The sequence below is a fragment of the Arthrobacter oryzae genome (assembly GCF_031454875.1).
In the GTDB taxonomy this organism is placed as follows: Bacteria; Actinomycetota; Actinomycetes; order Actinomycetales; family Micrococcaceae; genus Arthrobacter; species Arthrobacter oryzae_D.
Genome location: NZ_JAVDRQ010000007.1, coordinates 262,578 through 284,095, shown reverse-complemented (window position 1 = coordinate 284,095; position 21,518 = coordinate 262,578). Strand labels below are relative to the sequence as shown.

20 protein-coding genes and 1 pseudogene are annotated in these 21,518 nt (G+C 65.6%); 14 read left to right on the top strand and 7 right to left on the bottom strand.

Translation table 11 applies throughout. The features are described 5' to 3' along the window. Positions 1 to 95: 95 nt before the first annotated feature. The 5 genes from J2805_RS14875 to J2805_RS14855 are packed head-to-tail and all read left to right on the top strand — an operon-like array spanning position 96 to position 6,777. The gene (locus J2805_RS14875; RefSeq protein WP_309977511.1) at positions 96 to 1,091 is read left to right on the top strand and encodes a LacI family DNA-binding transcriptional regulator; all 996 of its coding nucleotides are present in this window, start codon (positions 96 to 98) and stop codon (positions 1,089 to 1,091) included. Between the two features lie 42 nt (positions 1,092 to 1,133). Continuing rightward, entirely contained in the window at positions 1,134 to 2,510 is a 1,377-nt protein-coding gene (locus tag J2805_RS14870) for an ABC transporter substrate-binding protein (RefSeq protein WP_309977509.1), read from the top strand. After that, positions 2,507 to 3,430 carry a carbohydrate ABC transporter permease gene (locus J2805_RS14865; RefSeq protein ID WP_309977507.1) on the top strand — a complete coding sequence of 308 codons (924 nt, stop codon included), beginning with the start codon at positions 2,507 to 2,509 and terminating at the stop codon, positions 3,428 to 3,430. The genes J2805_RS14870 and J2805_RS14865 overlap by 4 nt, the downstream gene beginning before the upstream one ends. A 42-nt stretch (positions 3,431 to 3,472) precedes the next feature. Further along, positions 3,473 to 4,390 (top strand): carbohydrate ABC transporter permease, encoded by a 918-nt coding sequence (locus J2805_RS14860; protein ID WP_309977505.1) that lies wholly within the window; start codon positions 3,473 to 3,475, stop codon positions 4,388 to 4,390. 53 nt (positions 4,391 to 4,443) lie between these two features. Then, positions 4,444 to 6,777 carry a beta-L-arabinofuranosidase domain-containing protein gene (locus J2805_RS14855; protein ID WP_309977504.1) on the top strand — a complete coding sequence of 778 codons (2,334 nt, stop codon included), beginning with the start codon at positions 4,444 to 4,446 and terminating at the stop codon, positions 6,775 to 6,777. A 259-nt stretch (positions 6,778 to 7,036) separates the two neighbouring features. On the opposite strand, the gene J2805_RS14850 is transcribed toward J2805_RS14855, so the two are convergent. Beyond that, positions 7,037 to 7,585 (bottom strand): TetR/AcrR family transcriptional regulator, encoded by a 549-nt coding sequence (locus J2805_RS14850; protein ID WP_309977502.1) that lies wholly within the window; start codon positions 7,583 to 7,585, stop codon positions 7,037 to 7,039. A gap of 113 nt (positions 7,586 to 7,698) precedes the next feature. On the opposite strand from J2805_RS14850, the gene J2805_RS14845 reads away from it, so the two are divergent. Together J2805_RS14845 and J2805_RS14840 are read left to right on the top strand one after the other, a co-directional pair. Further along, a complete protein-coding gene (locus tag J2805_RS14845; RefSeq protein WP_309977500.1) occupies positions 7,699 to 9,120 on the top strand; it encodes an MFS transporter in 1,422 nt (473 codons plus the stop codon). A 58-nt stretch (positions 9,121 to 9,178) separates the two neighbouring features. Further along, positions 9,179 to 9,964 (top strand): alpha/beta fold hydrolase, encoded by a 786-nt coding sequence (locus tag J2805_RS14840; protein WP_309977498.1) that lies wholly within the window; start codon positions 9,179 to 9,181, stop codon positions 9,962 to 9,964. A 12-nt stretch (positions 9,965 to 9,976) separates the two neighbouring features. Here J2805_RS14840 and J2805_RS14835 read toward each other — a convergent pair whose 3' ends face one another. Continuing rightward, on the bottom strand, positions 9,977 to 10,588 hold the full coding sequence (locus J2805_RS14835) for a TetR/AcrR family transcriptional regulator (RefSeq protein WP_309977496.1): 612 nt from the start codon (positions 10,586 to 10,588) through the stop codon (positions 9,977 to 9,979). A gap of 32 nt (positions 10,589 to 10,620) precedes the next feature. Between J2805_RS14835 and J2805_RS14830 the strand changes: the two genes are divergently transcribed. Next, positions 10,621 to 11,685 (top strand): DMT family transporter, encoded by a 1,065-nt coding sequence (locus tag J2805_RS14830; protein ID WP_309977493.1) that lies wholly within the window; start codon positions 10,621 to 10,623, stop codon positions 11,683 to 11,685. Between the two features lie 108 nt (positions 11,686 to 11,793). Continuing rightward, complete coding sequence (locus J2805_RS14825; protein WP_309977491.1) at positions 11,794 to 11,955, top strand: hypothetical protein; 162 nt, start codon at positions 11,794 to 11,796, stop codon at positions 11,953 to 11,955. 19 nt (positions 11,956 to 11,974) lie between these two features. Here the strand turns inward: J2805_RS14825 and J2805_RS14820 are convergent, their stop codons facing one another. Further along, on the bottom strand, positions 11,975 to 12,196 hold the full coding sequence (locus J2805_RS14820; RefSeq protein ID WP_309977489.1) for a hypothetical protein: 222 nt from the start codon (positions 12,194 to 12,196) through the stop codon (positions 11,975 to 11,977). A gap of 482 nt (positions 12,197 to 12,678) precedes the next feature. Here J2805_RS14820 and J2805_RS14815 point away from each other — a divergent pair, with 482 nt between their 5' ends. Then, the gene (locus J2805_RS14815) at positions 12,679 to 12,837 is read left to right on the top strand and encodes a hypothetical protein (protein ID WP_309977488.1); all 159 of its coding nucleotides are present in this window, start codon (positions 12,679 to 12,681) and stop codon (positions 12,835 to 12,837) included. 37 nt (positions 12,838 to 12,874) lie between these two features. On the opposite strand, the pseudogene J2805_RS14810 reads toward J2805_RS14815, so the two are convergent. After that, positions 12,875 to 13,150 (bottom strand): annotated as a pseudogene (locus tag J2805_RS14810) (lipase); the annotation flags it as partial. A gap of 39 nt (positions 13,151 to 13,189) precedes the next feature. Then, positions 13,190 to 14,224, bottom strand: coding sequence for a Gfo/Idh/MocA family protein (locus J2805_RS14805; RefSeq protein WP_309977486.1), 1,035 nt, complete (start codon positions 14,222 to 14,224; stop codon positions 13,190 to 13,192). 223 nt (positions 14,225 to 14,447) lie between these two features. Between J2805_RS14805 and J2805_RS14800 the strand changes: the two genes are divergently transcribed. Beyond that, positions 14,448 to 16,145, top strand: a complete 1,698-nt coding sequence (locus J2805_RS14800; protein ID WP_309977484.1) for an amidohydrolase — start codon at positions 14,448 to 14,450, stop codon at positions 16,143 to 16,145. 104 nt (positions 16,146 to 16,249) lie between these two features. Then, positions 16,250 to 17,410 (top strand): MFS transporter, encoded by a 1,161-nt coding sequence (locus J2805_RS14795; RefSeq protein WP_309977482.1) that lies wholly within the window; start codon positions 16,250 to 16,252, stop codon positions 17,408 to 17,410. A gap of 107 nt (positions 17,411 to 17,517) precedes the next feature. Here J2805_RS14795 and J2805_RS14790 read toward each other — a convergent pair whose 3' ends face one another. Then, the gene (locus J2805_RS14790; RefSeq protein WP_309977481.1) at positions 17,518 to 18,528 is read right to left on the bottom strand and encodes a nucleoside hydrolase; all 1,011 of its coding nucleotides are present in this window, start codon (positions 18,526 to 18,528) and stop codon (positions 17,518 to 17,520) included. A gap of 52 nt (positions 18,529 to 18,580) precedes the next feature. Beyond that, complete coding sequence (locus J2805_RS14785; RefSeq protein ID WP_309977479.1) at positions 18,581 to 20,002, bottom strand: MFS transporter; 1,422 nt, start codon at positions 20,000 to 20,002, stop codon at positions 18,581 to 18,583. Between the two features lie 141 nt (positions 20,003 to 20,143). Here J2805_RS14785 and J2805_RS14780 point away from each other — a divergent pair, with 141 nt between their 5' ends. Together J2805_RS14780 and J2805_RS14775 are read left to right on the top strand one after the other, a co-directional pair. After that, complete coding sequence (locus J2805_RS14780) at positions 20,144 to 21,016, top strand: ribokinase (protein WP_309977477.1); 873 nt, start codon at positions 20,144 to 20,146, stop codon at positions 21,014 to 21,016. Then, positions 21,013 to 21,507: a GNAT family N-acetyltransferase gene (locus J2805_RS14775; RefSeq protein WP_309977476.1), complete on the top strand. Its 495-nt coding sequence runs from the start codon at positions 21,013 to 21,015 to the stop codon at positions 21,505 to 21,507. Before J2805_RS14780 ends, J2805_RS14775 begins: the two co-directional genes overlap by 4 nt. The last annotated feature ends 11 nt before the right edge of the window (positions 21,508 to 21,518 follow it).

Sequence of the window (21,518 nt, the reverse complement as noted above, 5' to 3'; positions counted from 1 at the left end):
GGAAAAGAGCTAGCAGAAATGTTTCCTATTGACAGGAAAACTTTCCGCAACCTATTCTGAACGTGTTGCACATCTCATAACTTCCAGGAGGATCCGTGAGCTTCACGTCCCGCAGGGTCACCATGGCCGACGTCGCCAACGCCTCCGGTGTTTCCATAGGCACGGTGTCCAAGGCGCTCAACAAACGGGGCCAGCTTCGTGAAGATACCCGGGACCGCGTCCTGGCTGCCGCTCGGGAACTCGGTTTCGAGGCCCCTGCTGCGGAAGGCAACCACAACGACGTCATCACCATCGGCCTGGTGACGTCGGACGACATCGGACGCTTCAGCATTCCCGTTATGTACGGGCTAGAGGATTCGTTCGGCCCGGAGCAGGCATCGGTGCTCATCAGCAACTCACGGGGCGATCTAGTCCGCGAGCGCCACTGCGTGGAGACGCTGGCCTCCCGCAATGTCGATGCAATCGTGGTCATGACGAACCTCACCGGCCCGCGCGCCCCACTGCCCCCGACATCGGTGCCGATCGTCTATGTCATGGGACATTCTTCCGACCCCGAAGACATGTCAGTGGTGGTTGACCAGGTGCAGGGCGTACTCCTTGCACTCGAACATGCAGCCAACCTGGGCCATCAGAACATCGCGTACGTAGCGGGGCCCCGCCAGGACTACTCGGCCCGCATCCGCGCCGAGGCCGTACAGGAACATGCCGGAGCCTTCGGGCTCACCCTGGCGGGCGACCGTCCGCTCTACGGAAACTGGTCCGAGGCCTGGGGCAGGCAAGCCGCCCAGATGCTGCGCCAGCGGGTGGAACCTGCGGACATCGTTCTCTGCGGCAGTGACGAGATCGCCCGCGGTGTGGCTGACGGACTCCGCGAGGCAAACATTGTGGTGCCCCATGACGTCGCGATCATCGGCTTCGACAACTGGGCAGCAGCGGCCATGAACTGCAGGCCATCCCTGACAACCGTCGACATGAACCTTGAAGAACTGGGCCGCGCCGCAGGAGCACGTGTCCTTGAAGCCATCGGCGGAAACAGCAGGCCCGGCGTCGACGCACAGCCCTGCCAGCTCATCGTCCGCGATTCCACCTAACAACCATCCCGCTCCACCAACGTCAACGACCACGAGGGACCAATGATGCACTCCCCACCGGCCGGCCTTCGCCGCGCCCAAAATTCCCCCACCGGCGGCAGCCGGGACTTTAGCCGCCGCTCTGTACTGACGCTTGGAGCCGCAGCCGTGGCAGCGACGTTCGGCCTGTCAGGATGCTCGGCTGTCCTGCCGGAAACAGATGTGGCTGCAGCGAACTTCGGGAGAAACCCGTCCGGCTCCATCCGCTTCTGGTGCCGAGCCACGGCCTTCAAGCCCGCCCAGCTCATCGTGGACAAATACCACCGGGCCCAGCAGGCAGTGAGGATTGAGCTCACCGTCCTGCCGGAGGGCCAGATGACAACCAAGCTCGCCACCGCGATCCGGGGCGGTTCCGTGCCGGACGTCGTTGCCCCTGACTCCGTCACGACGCCCGTTTTCAGCACCCGGGACGCATTAACGGACCTCACCCCGCTGATCAACGAGCTCCCCTACGCGGAGTACCTGAACAAGCCGCTCCTTGACGTGGCCTCCTTCAACGGGAAAATCTACGGGCTCCCGGCGCTTTCCAACGTCTCGCAACTGTTCTGGAACAAAGAGCTCTACGAGAAGGCAGGGCTGAACCCGGATAAGGGCCCCAGCAACTACGCGGAATACCTGGAGCACGCCGCGGCGGTTCAGTCCATCAACGGGGTTTCCGGAGTGACCTTCACCGGCAACTCCGCGGGCATCCTTGGCTACGTGATCCAACCGCATTTCTGGGCCGACCAGAGCCCGTTCTACAAGGGGCCGCTGGGCCGCCAGCAGGCGGCGGTGCTGGGCAACGAGCCGCTCCGCAGGACGCTGGAGCTTTACCGCAGCTTCTACACTGAAGGGCTCGCCCAGCCAGGGGCCGAGGCGGACTCCGGTGCGGCGTGGGGGCAAGACTTCCTCAAAGGAACTGTGGGGCTTTTCCCGGGGTCCTACGACCTGGTGGTAGGGGGCGCCACACCGGATTTCCTGGACAAGCTTGGCGTCAGCGCCTTCCCTGGCCCCGACGGAAACGTTTCGCAATTTTCCGGCGGAGCGGTTTTGTCCATTCCCCGGGGCGCCTCGAATCCTGGGGCCGCCTGGGATTTCATCCGCTTCGTGGGCGAGCTTGAACAGCAGTCCGAACTGGCCGCATTGGGCTGGTATCCGGTGCGCAGCGACATCCTCAAAACAGGCTTCGCAGAGAAATTCCCCCTTATGGTCCCGGGCATGGAGCGCATGAACGAAGGCTTCGCCGCTCCCACCACGCTCTACACACAGCTCACCAACACCGTGCAGTCGCCCTGGCTTGCGATGTTCCGCGAAGCAGTCTTCAGCCAGGACGCCCTCGACGACGTTCTTCACCGGGCGCATGAAGAGACTGCCCGAGTTCTGAAGGTGAATCAGGCATGACAACCGCAACCCCGTTCCAGACCCAACCCCGAACCGGGACCAAGGCACCGCGGCGCGCATCGCGCCGCGATTCCTACACCGGCGTGCTGATGCTCGCCCCGGCCGTGCTCCTCGTAGCTGTTTTCGTCATCGTTCCGCTGGTGTTTGCCGTGGTCATCTCCCTGACCAACTGGCCGCTGGTGGGCGAAGTGGAGTTCAACGGGATCGAAAACTACATCACCGCCTTCGCCGACACCGTGTTCTGGGGATCCATCCTCTACACGCTGGGTTTCGCCGTCATCTCCACAGCCTTAGGAATCACCGTCGGTTACTTGCTCGCCATGCTTGTCCGCTCCAACCGCCGGGGCGCCGGGCTCATCCGCACTGCAGTGTTCCTGCCCTACGTCATCGGCATCACCTCCTTAAGCTTCGTGGCCATCCTGGAGTTCCGGCCGGACAGCGGCGCGCTCGACCAGCTGCTCCTTAACCTCGGCATCACCTCGGCGCCCACGGCCTGGCTCCTGGACGGTACGAGCGCCACCGTGCTGATAGTCCTCCTGGGCACCTACGTGGGCGCCGGCTTTACCATGATCATCCTGATGTCCGGCATGCAGAGCATCCCGGACGAACTCTACGAATCCGCCCAGATAGACGGCGCCGGACGGTGGAAGCAGGAATTCCTGGTCACTGTTCCGCTGCTCAAGCGGTACCTCGGGCTGCTGACCGTGATGGGCTTCATCGGCGCCATCCTCGCCTTCACCCAGTTCTTCATCATCACCGGCGGAGGCCCGGGAACAGGCACCCTCACCACCATGCTCTACGTCTACAACAAGGCCTTCGGCGACCTGCAGGTGGGTTACGCAACCGCCCTGTCGTTTGTCGTCGTCGTCATTGCAGCAGGCCTGACCCTCATTCAGTTCCGCGTCATGCGCGAAGACTGAGAAGCACAAACTCTTCGTCCGAGTCCGATCAAAGGAGATTTCGTGACAACTTCCACCCAGGCGCCGCCGGTTACTTCGCGGCCGCCCCGCACTCCCCCCAGCGCCCCACACGCCAAGAAAGCAACTGCATCGGCACGGCTCAGGACGGTACTGTACGCGGTGATCGGCACCGTCGTATCCATACTCTTCGTTGCCCCGGTGCTCTGGTCCGTCCTCCGTTCCCTTCAGCCCGGGGCCCAGATTGCAGGCCCGGCGGCCGGGCAATCGTTCACTGACCTGTCCCTCGAGAACTACGTCGGCCTGATTAACAACATCGGCGCCGGCTCCTACATCTGGAACAGCCTGACCATTGCGCTGGGCTCCGCGGTGCTGAGCGTCGTCATCACCACCCTTGCCGCCTACGCCCTGGTCAACTACCCGTTCCGAGGATCGAACGTGGCGTTCGCGCTCATCCTGCTGACCATGATGGTCCCCTTCCAGGCCATCCTGACGCCGCTCTTCCTCGAGATGAACGCCCTGGGCCTGACAGACTCCCTGGCCGGCATCATCGTCTTCCACCTCACCTTCAACCTCCCCTTCGGCGTCTTCCTGATGAGAAACTCCTTCGCCCAGATCCCGGCGGAGGTTGTGGAAGCGGCACGGATCGACGGCGCGGGTCCCCTCAGGATTCTGTTCTCCGTGCTGAGGCCCATGATTGTCCCCGGGGCCGTGACCGTATTCCTCTTCGCGTTCCTCGGCGCTTGGGGAGACTTCCTGGGCGCGCTGACTTTCCTGACCAGGCAGGAGCTCTTCACCCTGCCCGTCGCGGTGGAGAATGTCGCCTCCGGCGCGTTCGGAACGGTGAATTACGGTTACGTCATCGCAGGCGCCGTGTTGCTCATGCTCCCCTGCCTCATCCTCTACGCAGCCGTCCAGCGCTACTACGTGCGGGGCCTGGTCGCGGGGGCCGTCAAGGGCTAAGAACCACGCCGACCCGTTCCCCACAGACCCAAGCCAAGAAAGCCGCACTTCCCATGCACCCCACCACCGCCTTCGCGGAAACCACCGCGCCGCCGTCGTCCTTTCCCTTGAACAGCGTCCGGCTGCTGGCCGGCGACTTCAAGAACGCGCAGGACACCAGCATCCGTTATGTCCTGGCACTGGACGCTGACCGCCTCTGTGCGCCCTACCGCAGGGAAGCAGGACTTACGACGACGACGGCGGCGGCGTACGGCGGATGGGAATCCGACGGCATGGGAGGACACATCGGCGGGCACTACCTCTCGGCCTGTGCGCAGTTGTTTGCGGCAACGGGCGATGCCCGCTTGCTCGAGCGGCTGCAGTACGTCCTGGACGTGTTCGAAGAGTGCCAGAACGCGGCGGGCACCGGGTACCTGGGCGGGGTTCCCGGCGGCCGCCGCCTCGGCGAAGAACTCCGGGCAGGAGAAATTGATGCTGACGTGTTCACGCTCAACGGACGCTGGGTCCCGCTTTACAGCCTCCACAAGACCTTCGCCGGACTCCTGGATGCCTACACGTATGCCGGGGCGGAATCGGCCCTGCGAATGCTCACCCTCCTGGCGGACTGGTGGCTCACGGTTTCCGCCGGCCTGGACGATGACTCGTTCGAGGAAGTCCTGGTCACCGAGTTCGGCGGAATGAACGACACCCTCACATCCCTGGCCGAGCTGACCGGGCGGGATGACTACCTGCGCGAGGCCGGCCGTTTTTCGCACCGCGCCATCCTGGAACCCCTTGCTGCAGGCCTTGACCGGCTGGACGGGCTCCACGCCAACACGCAGATACCCAAGGTGGTGGGGTACGAACGGTACGCGCAGGCCACGGGCAGCGAGGAGCATTTCAAGGCGTCCGACTGCTTCTGGCACACCGTCACGGGTGAGCGCACGGTGTCGATCGGGGGCAACAGCGTCCGGGAGCATTTCCACCCGTCCCGCGATTTCACACCCATGATCCTTGATGTCCAAGGGCCGGAGACCTGCAACACCTACAACATGCTCAAGCTCGCCAAGCTGCGCTTCGAGCGGGCCGGCGACCCCGCAGCGGTGGCGTTCTACGAGCGCGCCACCTTCAACCACATCCTCTCCTCGCAGCACCCCGTCCGCGGCGGGTTGGTGTACTTCACTCCGATGCGTCCCTCCCATTACCGCGTGTACTCCACCGTCCATGAATCCATGTGGTGCTGTGTGGGCTCCGGTCTGGAAAACCACGCCCGCTATGGCGAACTGATCTACAGCCACAGCGGCGGCAACCTGGCAGTGAACCTTTACATCGCCTCGGAGCTCAACTGGGTCGAACGCGGAGTGAAGGTCCGGATGGAGACAGATTTCCCGTACTCGGACACCGTCCAGCTGACCGTCACAACTGTCAGCCCCACAGCCTTAACCCTGCAGCTCCGCCGCCCGGAATGGGCCACGGCCATGGAGATCAGTGTCCATGAAACGGACGCGACCGGCGGACGGCCGGAGTCGCTGGCAGTGGAGGGGGACGCCGGCTTCGTCCATCGCGTGTGGGAGGGAACCACCACTGTCTTCGTCCGTCTTCAGGCCGACATCCTGGCCGAGGCCCTGCCTGACGGTTCTCCCTGGGTTTCCTTCCTCTATGGACCCGTGGTCCTCGCCGCGCGGGAGGGAACCGCCGGTGTGGCAGCCCTGGAGGCGCCGGACGAGCGCATGGGCCATGTTGCCTCCGGCCCCCAGGATCCCTTGGCCGGCACACCGGTGGTAGTTTCAGCGGAGCCGGCAGCCGCCGTCGAACTGTCCAACCGGGCTGCCATCACGGCGGAACTGGCTGCCGTCCGGAACGGCGCACCCGTTCAGCTCAGGCTCGAGCCGTTTGCCGGGATCCACGACGAGCGCTACACCGTGTACTGGCCCACGGGTGCCTCCGCCGATGTGCGGACGGCGGAGCTTGCCGCCATTGATGCGGCAGCGGGCAACAGGGGCGATGTCATCGACGCCGTGGCCGCAGGTGAGCAGCAGCCGGAGTCCGACCACTTCTTCGCCGGCGTTGCCACCCGGGCCGGAGGTCAGGACGGAGTGCACTGGCGCAACGCGACGGGCTGGTTCTCCTATGTGCTCAAGGATTCCGGCGGGAGCGCCGGGTCCGTACGGGTAAGGATGCGGCCGGATACAGGTGGCGGACAGCTGATCAGCCTCAACGGCGTGCCGCTGACCGAGGCTTTGTTCTCCCACGTCGAGCAGGGCGCCGACGTTACCGAGTACGCCATTCCCGCAGAGGTAAGGACTGAAGCGTCCGCGGCGCTCGTGTTCGCCGTCCATGCCCTCCCCGGCACCACCACCGGCGACCTGCTCTCCGTCGAGTTGCTCGACGGCGCCCGCCTTGCCTGACGGGGTGTCTTGGTTTTCGGCCTCTTTCGCGATCCAGGACGGAGTGCCGGCGCGGCAGAGGCGGTAATAAGCAGCCGACGACGGCGCGGCGGCCGGCTCGTCCGCTGACCGCCCCGGCCGCTGTTGTTAGGCCAGCCGTGCTGGCTTCAGCCGCAAGATAGGCGAAGCGGCCATCCGACTGGCCCGTGGCTACCGGACGGCGTCGTATGCCTTGCCGCGGCATCGGTGATGCCGCCCACGGCGCAGCTCCCGTCCGCCGTCAGGGAGCGAGCAGCCCGTCAGCGACAATCGCAAGCATCGGCGCCATTGAGTCGGCGGGAAGCTCGCTGTTGTCCACCACTGCAGCCACGCCGCCGACGAGCCGGCTGATTTGGATTGCCTCGACCCCGGGGCGCAGGGCCGAGTCCAACCCGTCAATCAGGCGCTGATTCGCATTGATGTACGTGGTGCATTTTGCTGCAAACGGAGACCCTGGATCACCCAGCGCAGCGGTGATCCGCGCGGCTGCACCCTTGTGTTCCGTCAGCATCGCCGCATAGTCGGTCAGCCAGGTCAACAGCTGCTCCCGCGCGGGGGCATCGAGTGCCAGCGCGCTGTCAACGGCGGCGTTGACCTTCCCGGCCCAGGCCTCAAGGACTGCGTCATACAGCGACTCTTTGGTCGGGAAGTGCCGGTACAGCGTGCCGGGGCCCACCTCGGCCCCTTTCGCGATCTCGTCCATCGACACGGCGTCGAAGCCCTTGGCGCGGACCAGCGCACGTGCCACCTCCACGATCCGATCGCGGTTGCGTTGAGCGTCAGCGCGCACAGGAACACCTCTCAAATCATGGTTGCCAAACGGAGAGTGTCTCCGTATAGTTCTAAACGGAGCATCTCTCCTCTTAGTGTACGTCAGCCCCTCGGCTAGAACAGGACACCTCCATGACAACCACAACCGCCACACGCGGGCCCGCCGGGATCGCCCGGAGAAGCGGCAATCCGCGCGGCCGCGCCGGCAGCATTGGCCTCTGGCTGGTCATGCTCGCCCAACTCATGCTTGTCCTCGACGCGACGGTCGTGAACGTCGCACTCCCCCACATCGCCACCGACCTCGATTTCACCCCGGCCCAGCTCAGCTGGGTCCTGAACGGCTACGCCGTTGCCTTCGGCGGCCTCCTGCTGCTCGGCGGACGGATCGGAGACGTCTTCGGCCGTCGCCGCACGTTCCTGGTGGGCGTGGCAGTCTTCACGGTCTTCTCGCTGCTCGGCGGCCTAGCCACCTCACCCCTCCTCCTCGTCATCGCACGCGCACTCCAAGGCCTCGGTGCCGCGTTCGCCGCCCCGAGCGTGCTCGCGCTCATCACCACGAGCGCGCGGGACGACGGCGCGCGGAACCGGGCGCTTGCATTGTTCTCCGCCGTCGCCTCGATGGGCGGCGCGCTCGGGCTCATTCTTGGCGGCCTGCTCACCGACATCGCCAACTGGCGGTGGACCCTCTTCATCAACGTGCCGATCGGCGTCGTCGTACTCCTTGCCGTGCCGCGCCTCGTCGCCGAAACTCCCCGGAGACCCGGGCGCTTCGACATTCTCGGAGCGGTGACCGCAACGGGCGGCGCCGTCGCCATCGTGTGGGCCCTCCTACAAGCGGGCGACGACGGCTGGTCCAGTCGACGCACGATCGGCGGACTCGTGGTCGGCGCAGCGCTGCTCACCGTACTCGCCTTCACCGAGCGGAGAGTGGCCCACCCCCTGCTCCGCCCGCAACTGCTCCGCAGCCCGAGCCGGGTCGCGGCGCTGGCCGCGATGGCGGCCACCTATGGCGGGATGCTGGCGATGTTCTTCCTCATGGTCCAGTACCTCGAAAGCGATCTGCACCTCACGCCACTGCTGACGGGGCTGGCGTTCCTGCCGATGCCCCTGAGCATCTTCGCGATGTCACGGATCGTCCCGCGGCTGGTCGAGCGCTTCGGGGCCGTCCGCCTCGTCATCCTCGGCACCGCACTTCGCGTGGCCGCCTTCCTGCCGCTCACGCAACTGAGTCCGGACACGCCCTTCGCCATCGTCATGGTTGCCCTGCTCCTGACGGGAATCTCAGCCGGCATGACGTTCATGCCGCTCACGACGCTCGCGCTTCGCGACGTCGAACCCGAGCACGCAGGGTCCGCCTCCGGGCTGTTCCAGACAATGCAGCAACTTGGCGGTGCCGTTGGACTGGCCATCGTGGCTTCGACCTACGCGGCCTTCGCTGTCCCCGGAGACTTCCTGGCCGGCGGACGGGCCGGGTTCTGGTCGGCGACCATCCTCTCCGCCCTCGCGCTGGCAGCCGTCATCGGGCTGGTCATCAAACCTCGGAAGGCGGCATGAGGGCACCCGCTCGTAGCGGCCGGTAGCCGGTAGGCCACCTCGGGCGTATGGTTCGTTCATGGATCGGATTCGGGCCATCCTTCTCCCCGGGAGCGTGCTTCCCGCGCAGCAGGCGTACGAAGCTCTGATTGACGCCCTGGGCCGGGATGTAGAGGCCGTCGCCAAAGACTTGGAGCTCTACGCAGGCGATGAGCCGCCGCCTGGCTGGAGCCTGGACACAGAGATCGACGGCGTGCTCCGCGAAGCTGACGCCCGGGGATGGGAGAGGTTCCACCTTGTGGGCTATTCGGGCGGCGGCGCGGCTGCGCTGGCGTTCGCTGCCAGGCATCCGGACCGGCTGCTGAGCCTGACGCTGCTGGAGCCGGCCTGGGCCGGGAACTGGGACTGGAGCCCGGCGCACGCGGAGCTCTGGAAGAAGTACGAGCAGCTGGAAGCCCTTCCCCCGGAGCAGTTCATGCCCGCCTTCACGCGGCTGGGAGTTAAGCCCGACGTCGTGCTTCCATCACCGCCGCCAGGTCCCCCGCCGCCGTGGATGGCAAAGCGGCCCGCGGGTATCAGGGCGTTCCTGCGGAACTTCAAGAGCTATGACCTGGACAGGGCACGTTTGGCCACGTTTCCCCAGCCGGTGTTCTTTGCCCTCGGTGGCCTGAGCAACCCGGACGACTACGGCGAGATCGCCGGCCGGCTGGCAAGGGTCTTCTTCCCGGACTTCCATCTGGAGGTGTTCTCCAAGCGCCACCACTTCGACCCGCCACACCGGATCGAGCCGGAGCGCCTGGCCGAGTTGCTCCGGAAGCACTGGGAGCGGGCGGAAGGCAGGAGTGAGGCGTCAACTGGCTCCTGAGACGCCAAGTGACTAGCTGGTGGCGAGCAATCGCGCTGCTGCGTCTCGCCCCACCGCGAAGGGCTGCGGGAAGGTGCCCATTCCCATTGTCACGAGCCCGCCCTCGTACAGAAGCATAAACGAGTCCGCTGTCTGGGCAGGATCAGCAACGGACGCTTCCCTGCACAGTTGCTCGAGTAGGTCTCTCAACCATTTCTTTTGGCGGATAGCTTCCGCCGCGATGGGGCTCTCCGGGTCATCCATCTCGGCCCGCGCGTTGATCGCGCAACACCCTTTGTCGCTGTTGTCGATGGCCCACCGCCCGGAGATGTCGAAGACCGCGAGGATCCGCTCGGTGCCGCCTGCGGGTACCTGCGCGAGTCCATTTTCGAGGTACTCACGCCACCGGGCGTCCCGCCGTCGGAGGTAGGCCACCGCCAGCGCCTCTTTCGAACCGAACTGGTCGTACAGGGTTTTCTTGGTTACGCCGGCCGCCGCGGCGATCGTATCCACCCCCACCGCGTGGATTCCTTCCCGATAGAACAGCTCGGACGCGGCGCGCAGAACCCGTTCCGCTCCCTTCGTGTATTTGGGCAGCTCATTCGTATCTCGGGGCATCTCCTCACGGCGATCTTCGGTCATCATGCATCCACTATACCGTTCTGTATACTAATTAGATGAGTAAACAGAACGGTATACCTCAGCGCATTGTCCTGATCGGAGCTTCCGTCGCGTTTGTTCTCAGTTGGAGTTCCGGTTTTCTCGTAGCCAAGATCGGCACCGCCGGCGCCCCGGCGCTCACGATCGTCTTCTGGCGATTCCTCATTGTCGTGGTGATCCTGGCACTCGCCCTCGCCGGAACCGCCCTCCGAGTCAACATCACCCATCGCCGGCCGGACGGCATCGGTTCGAAGAACCGTCCGGGGAGACCTTCCCGCGGCTCAGTCCTTCCCCGCGCAGACCTGCCGGCCTGGCGCGACATCCGCCCCCATCTCGTCATCGGCTTCTTCGCCCAATTCGGCTACGTCGTGCCTATCTACCTGGCCATCGCCGCCGGCGTCTCGTCAGGGACCACCGCGCTCATCGATGCCATCCAGCCCCTTGTCATCGCCACCCTCGTCGGCCCGCTCCTCGGGCTGCGCGTGCGTGCCCTCCAATGGCTCGGCCTGGTGTTCGGCGCCAGTGGCGTCGCCCTGATCGTAGCTTCGGACGCATCCGCAGTCGCGTCTCCAGGCCCCGCCTATCTGCTCCCGCTCGTCGCCCTCGCGAGCCTCGTCACGGCCACATTCCTGGAGCGCCGCACCTCGGCACGCCTCGGCGTCTTTGCCACCCTGTCCACGCATGCCGCCGTCACTCTCGTGGCGGTTGCCCTGCTCGCGTCCTTCACCGGAACCCTAGCCCCACCGGCCACCCCTGACTTCTGGATCTCCACCCTGGTGATCGCGATCGTCCCCACCCTCATCGCCTACTCCCTGTACTGGTTCCTCCTCCGCCGGATCGGCATCACTACGCTCAATGCCCTCCTTTTCCTGGTCGCCCCGACCACAGCCGTAGCCGGGGCTTTCCTGTTCGCGGAACCGTTCACTCCCGCCACCCTCGCCGGCCTGATCCTCGGGTCCGCCGCCATCGCCCTGGTCCTGTGGCCCGAGCGTTCCTCGGCGCATTCCCCCTGCGCTTCTTCCGCCGATTCGGTCGACGGCGATGTCCAGACAGGCGAAGCGGCCCGTTCACCAGCCCGGTGAGGCGGTTCACGCGTCAACAGCGGCGCCAGGTATGGCTCGGGCGGATGGCGCCAGTGTGAGATGGAGGCGGGGTTCCGGCGACGTTATTGCCAGATCAGCCTGAGCCGGGTGGGGCCCAGCCGCGCCAAGCTGCTGGACCTGAGGGCCCCGGATCCGGTCCTCGTGCTGACGCAGTATGTCAGGCACGCGAACCGGCCCTTCTATCTGGCCAAGTGCCTGATCGCGGCACGCGCCGGGCACCTGTCAGTGATGCGGTCCATCCAGTCCTGATCCGCCCGGCCACGCCCGCTTAAGCGACCGCCGCACCCACGGCCGCTGCCGCCGTCGTACTTTCCGCACCGATAAACGACAGCAGCACCTCCACCAGGTGCGGCGCGAAGTCGCCGTCGAGCTCCAGCACCACGCGGCAGCGGGCGCCGGGCTGCTCCGGGTAGTCCATGTACCGTCCGCGGAGGTCGCAGTCGGTCTGTCCGCGGCCGGGTCCGTCGCCTGTGTCGACGGCGGCACGCACCGCCGGGGGCCACCGCGGCTTGACATGAAGGTCCGCACCGTGGTCCGAGAAGCCCTGATGCTGCTCGAGGAGGACGGCCTCATCCGAGCCCGCCGCGGCGTCGGACGGTTCGTCTCCGATACTCTCCCCCGCATCGGCATCGAACGCTCCGTCCCTTCGAGGAAGTCCTCGGCGGCCGCGGCCAACAAGGTCGAGATCAAGCGCGTCCAGGTGGAGCGGCAGCCGGCCTCCGAATTCGCCGGACCCGGGGTCGGTGTCGAACCCGGCAGCGAGGTCTGGCTCTGGGAGTCCGTCCTGATCCGACGGCGAGCCCGTCGCGCACCTGCAGGAAAAACATCTCCGCCCAGCCGGTCAGCTTCGGCGCCGGCGCCGCCCCGCCCCTGGACATCAACGACGACGGCGGCACCACCCTGCTTGCCGCGCTCAACAGAGCGGGCGGCCGGGTCCCGGGGCCTGGCGAGTGCCAGATCAGCCTCAGCCAGGTGGGGCGGAGTCGCGCCAAGCTGCTGGACCTGCGCGCCCCGGACCCGGTCCTCGTGCTGACGCGGTACGTGCGCCACGCGAACCGGCCCTTCTACCTGGCCAAGTGCCTCATCGCCAACCGTGCCGGGCACCTCTCGGTGCAGTCCCTCCAGTCCTAGCCGGCGAGGGCAAGGTGGCTTCTGCCGTCATCCACCGCTAAAGGCACCGGGGCTGGTAGGCCGGGTCAGCGGGACCGCTCTCCTTACCCAGTGCATGGGCCACGATCTGGTGCACCACGGGGTCGTTGGGGGTCTGGTCATGTTCGAAGACGTCGGCCGGGCACTTGTCCTGGACAGTGATGTTGGTAACCTGCCGCGCGGGGCCATCAAGGAACTGGCTGTTGTACGGAATGACCACTTCGTCATAGACGGTGGAGATGACCGTGTAAGAGGGTCCCGCAACGGTGTCGCCGATGGAGTTGAGCTTCTGCATGAGCCAGAGCAGCCTCACCCAGGTGGGGCCCAGCCGTGGTCAGCGAGCGCCTGCACCGGCGCTGGAATGTGGCGTCAGGTGAGACGCACCCGCATGTTTCCGCGCTGCCGCATCAAGGGCTTCCAGCACCCGCGCGTTGTTTGCAGCGTCGGTGAGATCATAGCGGAGCGGCGTGCCATTCAGCACGCTGTCGGCAAAGTGTTCGCCCATCCGCACGAAGTGGTTCTCACCCTTGATCCCGTGAAAGACGGTGTCCTGCCCAAAGTGGTGCTCCTCCAGGACCGAGTCCTCCTCCAGGAGCCCGAACGGATTGTCAAGGTAGAGCCGCCCCTCGGTGCCGGTGATTTCCAGAAAGTTGCGCCGCTCGAGGTTCACTCCGGTATCAAACAGCACCGTGGCACTGCTGGGAAAACGGAGCATGCCGGCGATGCTGGTGTCGATCTGGCCTCCGTCGTTGGCGTCGCGGTAGTTGCCGAAAGCCACGACGTCAGTTGGCTCCTGCGCCGTGACCATCCGGCTCACGTTGACGCAGTAGCACCCCGTGTCGAACAGCGCCCCGCCGCCGAGCCCGCTGTACCAGCGGATGTTGTCATCACCGCCCGCGTCGAAGGAGTGGCCGACGTGGACAAACGTCAGCGCGCCCACCACGTCGGCCGCGAGCAGCTCCTGCAGCTTCTCGAACCGCGGGTGAAAACGGTACATGAAGCCTTCCAGGACCCTGAGCCCGGTTTCCTCGGCCCTGCGCGCAATCTCCTCGCACTCGGCGGCGCTCATGGCCAGGGGCTTTTCGCATAGGACGTGTTTGCCGGCGTCCAGGGCTCTCAGGATCCACTCGAGGTGCAGTGCGTTGGGCAGCGGAATGTATACGGCGTCGATGTCCGGTGAAGCGAGCAGCGCCTCGTAGGAGCCGAACCCCTGCGGGATGCCGTGCTTGTCGGCGTACTCCCTGGCTTTGTCCTCGGTGCGGGATGCGATACCAACCACCTCACCGTTTTGGGTTGCCGGCAACGCCGGAATGGTCTTGCGGACGATGCGGGCAGTGCCCAGGACGCCCCAACGCAATTTCTCGCTCACTGAACTCTCCTTCTGCCCGATGTACCCCTAATCTAGGCGCCCTCAGCCCTTATCCCTAGCAGTGATGGTCCCCCCGCGGCCGACGTTCTAAATGTCGGGAACAGGACTGCAAAGACGGCTCCCAGTGCTGCCTGAATTTCCAAGACCAGTGCGCGGAAAGTCAACTCTTCGGAAGACTCCCACTCTATTGTTGTGATCCAACACACTTACAGGGACTGAGGTCATGGACAACAAAGCCGATCTACTTCTGATCAACGGTGTAATCGACACACTGCACCAGGAACATCCGCGCGTCACGTCACTCGCCGTCAAGGCCGGGAAAGTACATTCGCTCGGTTCGTCTGCTGAGGCTGCAGCTGGACCGGGCACAGACGTCATTGACCTCGAAGGCGCCTATGTAATGCCAGGACTGCTGGACGTCCACAACCACCACATGCTGGCAGGGCAAATGGACTTGTTCGAGCTCAACGAGGCGCCCAACAAATCGCTCGATGATCTCCTCAGCGCCGTCGAGGAGTACGCAAAGAGGCTGGCCCCGGACGAGTGGGTGATCGGCGGAAGCTGGGGTTCCGGTCTCCTCGCCGAACTCAACTCCATGGAAACGCTGGCCCGCTTTGATGCAGCGACCGGCGGACGGCCCGCCATCCTGAAAGACGACAGCAAGCACAACAGGTGGGTAAATTCCCGAGGCCTGGCACTGGCCGGAATCGACGAGCGCACGCCGGATCCGGAGGGCGGCCAGATCATGCGGGACGCTTCGGGGCGTGCCACTGGTGTCCTCATCGAGGCCGGCGGCGTCCTGGTTGAACAGAGGGTGGCGCGGCTGCAGCCCCGGTCCACGCAGGACCTTGCCCGGGCCGCAGCGCGCGGTACCGAAATTCTGCATTCCTACGGCGTCACGGGGTTCCAGGATGCGGCCTCGTCCCTCCAACTACTGCAGGCACTGAAAGAGCTCGACGACGCCGGTGAACTCTCTGCATGGGTGGTGACCTCCATGCAGGCCAATGACTTTATTTTCGGCACCACTCCCCTTGGAGAGGGCATCATCGCCCACCGTGAGGACACACGGTCCGAACACCACAGACCGGACTTCATCAAGATCTTCCTTGACGGAGTTCCGCCGGCGGGGACCGCAGCATTTATTGAACCGTACCTGTCCGGCGTCGGCTTTCCGGAGTGCCACTGCGGAGGCACCACCATGCCTCCAGCGGAACTTGAGCGCTGGCTTATGAGCACAGCCGAACGAGGTATTTCCGCAAAGATCCACTGCACAGGCGACGCGTCGGTCCGGCTGGTGCTGGACACCGTGGCCAAGGTCCGTTCGGCGGGACACATAAAAACGAAGTACCACATCGCCCACGGTCAGTTCGTCCAGGAACAGGACATCCCCCGGTTTGCAGAACTCGATGTCACCGCCGACATCTCCCCCTCGTTGTGGTTCCCCGGCGTCATCTCCGAGGCCATCGCCACCGTACTGCCAGCGGAAAGGGCGTCAAAAATGCAGCCCAACCGCTCACTGCTGGACGCCGGCGCCCGCATCGCCGGCGGCTCCGACTGGCCGGTCAGCGTGTCGCCCAACGCCTGGGAGGGGATTTACGGCCTGGTCACCCGGCAGGATCCAACGGGACAATTCCCGGGCGCACTCTGGCCCGAACAGGCCATTACCCTCCCGGAAGCCATCAGGGTCTACACCACGAACTCCGCCGAGGCGATGGGCCTGGATGATGTCACCGGCTCCCTGGCCCCGGGAAAATCAGCAGATTTCATCATCCTGACTGACAATCCGTACGAGATCGGCACCGAACAGATTCCGCACATCAAAACCCGACAGACCTGGTTCGCCGGCCGCAAGGTCTTCGATGCCGAGTCAACGGATCCCTCAGCAACCCCGGCCGAAGGACGCGCAGCGCAGCGCGCCTGACGGTTCCGCATTACCCCTGCTCCTTACCGCCCGCAGGGACCACTTCCCCAATTTCCCGCCGACGGCGGCCTTCGCCGCTTCGTCCTGCCCGAAAGACAGTGACCATGACCACTACCGCACAAGCCGCTCCGGCTACCACCTCCTCGGACAAGGGGACGTACGCCTATATCGCTGTATTCAGTGCTGTCCTGTACACCGTTTTGCTGATTGCCCCTGTCATCGCAGGCAAGCTGATTGAGCAGTTCGGTCTGACCCCGGTCCAGGTGGGGACGCTCTTCTCGCTGGAGCTTGGGGCTTTCAGCCTGGCGACGGTACCTGCCTATCTATGGCTCCGCCGCATGAACCTGAGAACGGCAAGCTACATCTTCACGGTCATCGTCATTGCAGGCAACGTGGTCTCGGGCTTTGTGGATGACTTTGGCCTGTTGATGATCGCCAGGGTGGTGACCAGCCTCGCGGCCGGCTCCATCACGGTGATCATCCTGACACTCAGCGGTAAAACCGCCAACCCCAGCCGGGCCTTCGGAATGTTCGTCGTTTTCCAACTCGCCATGGGAGCACTCATTCTTGCGGTCTTCCCATCACTGTTCGCGGGAGCGGGAGTTTCTGCCATCTACTGGACACTTGCCGGGCTCGCGGTGCTGTGCCTCCTGGCGGTCAACCGTATCGACGGCGAAGTGCTGCGGACCACGGCCCCCGTTGCTACTGAGGCATCGAAGCGGGTCCCGGTCCTCAAGGCAGCCGCGGGGATGGCCGCGGTGCTGCTCTTCTACATTGCGCTCAGCGGGGTGTGGTCATTCATCGCCCAGATCTCGGCAGGCTCCGGGATCGACCTTTCCGCCAGCAGCCTTGTTCTCTCCCTGGCCACTGTGGCCGGAATACTGTCGGCCCTCGTTGCAACTGCCCTTGGTGAGTCGCCGCACCGAAAGCTTTACCTGGCGGGAGGTTACGCAGGCATGGCGGCCAGCATCGCGTTGCTCTTCGGCTCACCGGCCCTGATCCAATTCGCCATCGCCGCCGTGATCTTCAAGTTCGCCTGGACCTTCATCCTGCCCTACCTGCTGTCCACGTTGTCCTCACTTTCCAACGGCGGCCACCTGATGAACACAACCAACCTGATGATCGGCACCGGCTTCTCTATTGGTCCGATTGTCAGCGGAGCATTGATTCAGTCGGGCGGGGGCTCATTCACGGGCATGCTGATCTTCGCCCTCGCCGGTGTGCTGGCGTCATGCGCCCTCGTCCTCATCGCACAGCGCCGTTAGCGACGGCCAAGCGTTGGCCCCACCCCCGGAGTTGTTGTCCGTCTATGCTGGCTTGAATCGATCGTAGGCCTGCATATCGGGAAAAAACTCCAAGGGTGGGGTGGACGTTAGGTGAGTGAGCCCGCCCCGGCGAGGCCCGCCGTCGCACGTTCAGAAGCAAACGCCAGCAGCGTCTTCACCAGGTGCGGCGCGAAGTCACCGTCGAGCGAGAGCACCACGCGGCACCTCGCCCCCGGCATCTCCGGGTACCCGGCATACAGCCCGCGAAGGTCGCAGATGGTCTGGCCGCGGCCCGGACCGTCGGTGGTGTCGACGTCGACCGTCACTAGCGGGGCCACCGCCGCGCTGACGCCGCCCACCGCGAGGGCCGCGGCGAGGGGGTCGTGCATCGCCGAGCAGGTCCGGCCGAACTGGCTCTCGTAGAAGCGGAAGTAATAGCCCAGCATGTCGCCGAGGGCCTGCGGGACCGGATGGCCCGCGGCGAGCAGTTCCTGCCGGTGGCTCTCCTCGAGCACGTTGGCCATGGTGACGTCCAGCGGCACCAGGGTCACGTCCCAGTCGGCGGCGAGCACCTCCGCCGCGGCTTCGGGGTCGTTGGCGATGTTGGCCTCGGCCACGGCGGTGATGTTCCCGGGCGCGAACGCGGCGCCGCCCATAATGGTGATGTCCTGCACCAGCCGGGGCAGCTCCGGGTCCAGGCGCAGCGCTTCGGCGATGTTGGTGAGCGGTCCGACGGCCAGGATCCGCAGCCGGCCGACGTGCTCGTGGGCGAGCCGGACCAGCAGCTCGGCAGCGGTTCCGGGCACCAGATCGGCGTCGGCGGCCACCAGCGAGACTTCGCCGATGCCGTTGGCGCCGTGCACGTGCGGCGCACCGCCGTGGAAGGTGCCTGCCTGGGGGTCGTGGGCGCCGAGTGCGACGGGGATGTGGTCGTGCCCGGCGAGCTGGAGCAGGTCCAGGGTGTTCCGGGCGCCGACGGCGGCACTGACATTGCCGCTCACGGTACCGATCCCCCGCACGTCAGCCTGCGGCGAGGCGAGCAGGTAGGCAAGGGCGAGGGCGTCGTCGATCCCGGTGTCGCAGTCGAGGTAGAACGGGTGGCTGATGGGCGTGGTCATGCTGAGTTTCTCGTTTCGTTGGTGCTGGACGTGCTGATGGACGTTGTTGGGGTTAGAGCTTTTCGCCCTTGGGTGCCGCGACGAAGAGGCTGACCAGGAAGGCCGCCGCGGTGATGGCAACCGAGATCCAGAGGGCGGTGGTGTAGCCGGCGGAGGTGGCCTGGGCGGCAAACGGCGCCACGAGCACGACGCCGAGGCTCGCCCCGATGCCGAAGGAGGCGCCGTTGATGCCGGGCAGGGCCGCGGGTGCTTCTTTGGGTGAGAGCAGGACGGAGAGTCCGTTGATGGCGGTGAGGAAGAAGCCGTTGTAGAAGATGCCGAGGGCGGCGACGGCGATCAGGACGGCCACCTGGTTGTCGGAGAAGGTGGCCGCGGCGATGGCGCAGGCAAGGCTGAGCCCGGTGCCGGCGCGGAGGGTCTTGATCCAGCCGCGGCGGTCGGCCAGCCAGCCGGCGAGGGGTGCGGCGAAGACGCCGATCAGCGCGGCGGGGGTCAGGAACAGCAGCGCCGAAAGGGAGGCACTGAGCCCGAAGCCGTGGTGCGTGTCCTGGCTGAGCAGCACCACGGTGAAGTTGATGATGGCGAAGATGCCGGCGAGGGTCAGGACGGTGGTGGCGATGACCGGCCAGACCTGGCGGGAGCGCAGGTGGTGGACGGCGATGAGCGGGTTGGTGCGCTTCTTCTCGATCATCCAGAAGGCGGCGAAGGATGCGACGGTGCCGGCCAGGAGGGCCAGGGTGCTGGGTGCGGTCCAGCCGGCGGCCGAGCCGCCGGAGACGAAGTAGGTGATGAAGACCAGGAACACGGACAGGGATCCGGCGCCCCACCAGTCCATGGCGCCGCGGACTCCCTGCGGCCGTCCCTTCGGGACGGTTTTGAGGATGCAGGCGGCGGCGATGGCCGTCAGCACGAGGACGACGACGAAGATGGACCGGAAGCCGAGGGTTTCGGCCATGAGGCCGCCAAAGTAGCCGTCCACGCCGCCGACCCCGCCGTTGATGGCGGCGATGATCCCCACGGAGGTGCCGAAGACGCGGGCCTGCAGGTTCTCGCTGAGGACGATGTAGGCGAGCGCGAAGACCGCGCTGGAGACTCCCTGGAGGAACCTGCCGGCGATGAGGATGGGCAGCGTGGGGGCGGCGATGCAGAGGATGGTTCCCACGCCCATGATCCCGAGGACCAGGAGCAGGGCGGTGCGGCGGCCGATGAAGTCGCTCCAGCGTCCGATGACGGGCCCGGCGATGGCGCCGGCGAGGAAGAACATGGACTGGACGGGGGCTGCACTGTCGGCGCTGAGGCCGAAGGAGGCCGCGATCTGCGGCAGCGCCGGGGTGACCATGCTGGCGTTGAGCTGGAAGGACAGCACGCCGAGCAGCAGCGTGGAGATCAGCAGGGCGGCACGGCGGCCGCCGATTTTTGTCTCCCCCTCCGCGGTATCCGGCGGCGAAGTGGCGACTGAAGTTGGGGTGTTCACATCAAACTCCTTTGTTCTGCAGGGGCGGTTCCTGCCCTTGGGATGTGAGTTGTTATACAACCATGTATGACGCACAAGTTCAACAGTGCCGTACACTATTTCCTAATCCAGCCGCCTTGGCTTCACCCGATAGGACTTTCAATGAGCACTCAGCTTCCTGCCGTCACCGTCGTCGGCAGCATCAACCTCGACATCATCGCCTCCGCGGACCGGCTTCCCGCCGCCGGCGAGACCATTGGTGGCGGCCGGCTGACCCAACAGCCGGGCGGCAAGGGAGCCAATCAGGCGGTGGCCGCTGCCCGTTTGGGCGTCGGCTCGAGGATGATCGGGGCCGTGGGTGATGACGCCTCCGGCCGCCTGATGCTGGAGTCCCTTTCCGGCGCGGGCGTGGACACCACTGATGTGGCGGTGCTCGACGGCGACGCGACGGGTACCGCGCTGATCGTGGTGGACGGCGACGGCGAGAATCAGATCGTGGTCTGCCCAGGGGCCAACGCTGCGTTTTCGCTGGAGGGTGTGGAGTTCGGGCCGGACGAGACGGTGCTGTGCCAGCTCGAAGTGGGCCTTCCCGTGGTGCTGGAGGCCGCACGGCGGTCCGCTGGGTTCTTCGTGCTGAACGCGGCACCGGCGATGGACCTGCCGGCTGAGCTGCTGGAGCGGTGCGACCTGGTGATCGTTAATGAGACGGAGTACGAGCTAATCCCGGCGCTGGCGGGCGCGAAGCTCGTGGCGGTGACGTTCGGGAAGGACGGATCGGCGATGTTCGAGCGCGGCCAGAAGGTGGCCGAGGCTCCCGCTGCGGCGGTGACAGTGGCGAACACCATCGGGGCGGGCGACGCATTTTGCTCTGCCCTGGTGCTGGGACTCGGGGCTGGGCTCGACTATTCCGCGGCGTTGACCGTGGCCAATGCCGTTGGGGCGGACGCGGTGGGCGATCCCTCGTCCCAGCCAGCGCTTGCCCAGCTGGAGGAGTATGTGGCCCGGGTGGCTGGCGTCGGGGTTGCACCGCGGTGAATTTGGTTTTCAGGCAGGCAACGCCCGCCGACTATTCCGAGGTCCGGAGAATCACCCGGGAGGCGTATCTCCATGCCGGGCATTTCACTGCCGACCACCCGTATATGAGCGTGCTGGACAATGTGGAACACCGGGCCGAGCATGCCGAGGTGTGGGTGGCCGAAGCCTCCGGCGCAGTGGTCGCGGCCGTGACGCTGACCTTCGCTGGCCAGCCGTACAGCGAGATCGCGGTGGAAAATGAGCTCGAGTTCCGGATGCTCGCGGTCGATCCGGCGGTACAGGGCGGCGGGGTTGGGCGAACGGTTGTCCGTCGAGTCGTTGAACACGCGCAGTCGCTGCCGGGCATCATTGCAATCAGCATTACGAGTGCGATGTTCATGGAACGGGCCCACGGTCTTTACGAATCCCTGGGCTTCGAGAGGGTCCCAGCCCGCGACTGGTACGTCCCCGGCGAGGATGTGCTGCTCTGGGTGTTCCGGCTGGAGATGTAGGGAAGGCTCGC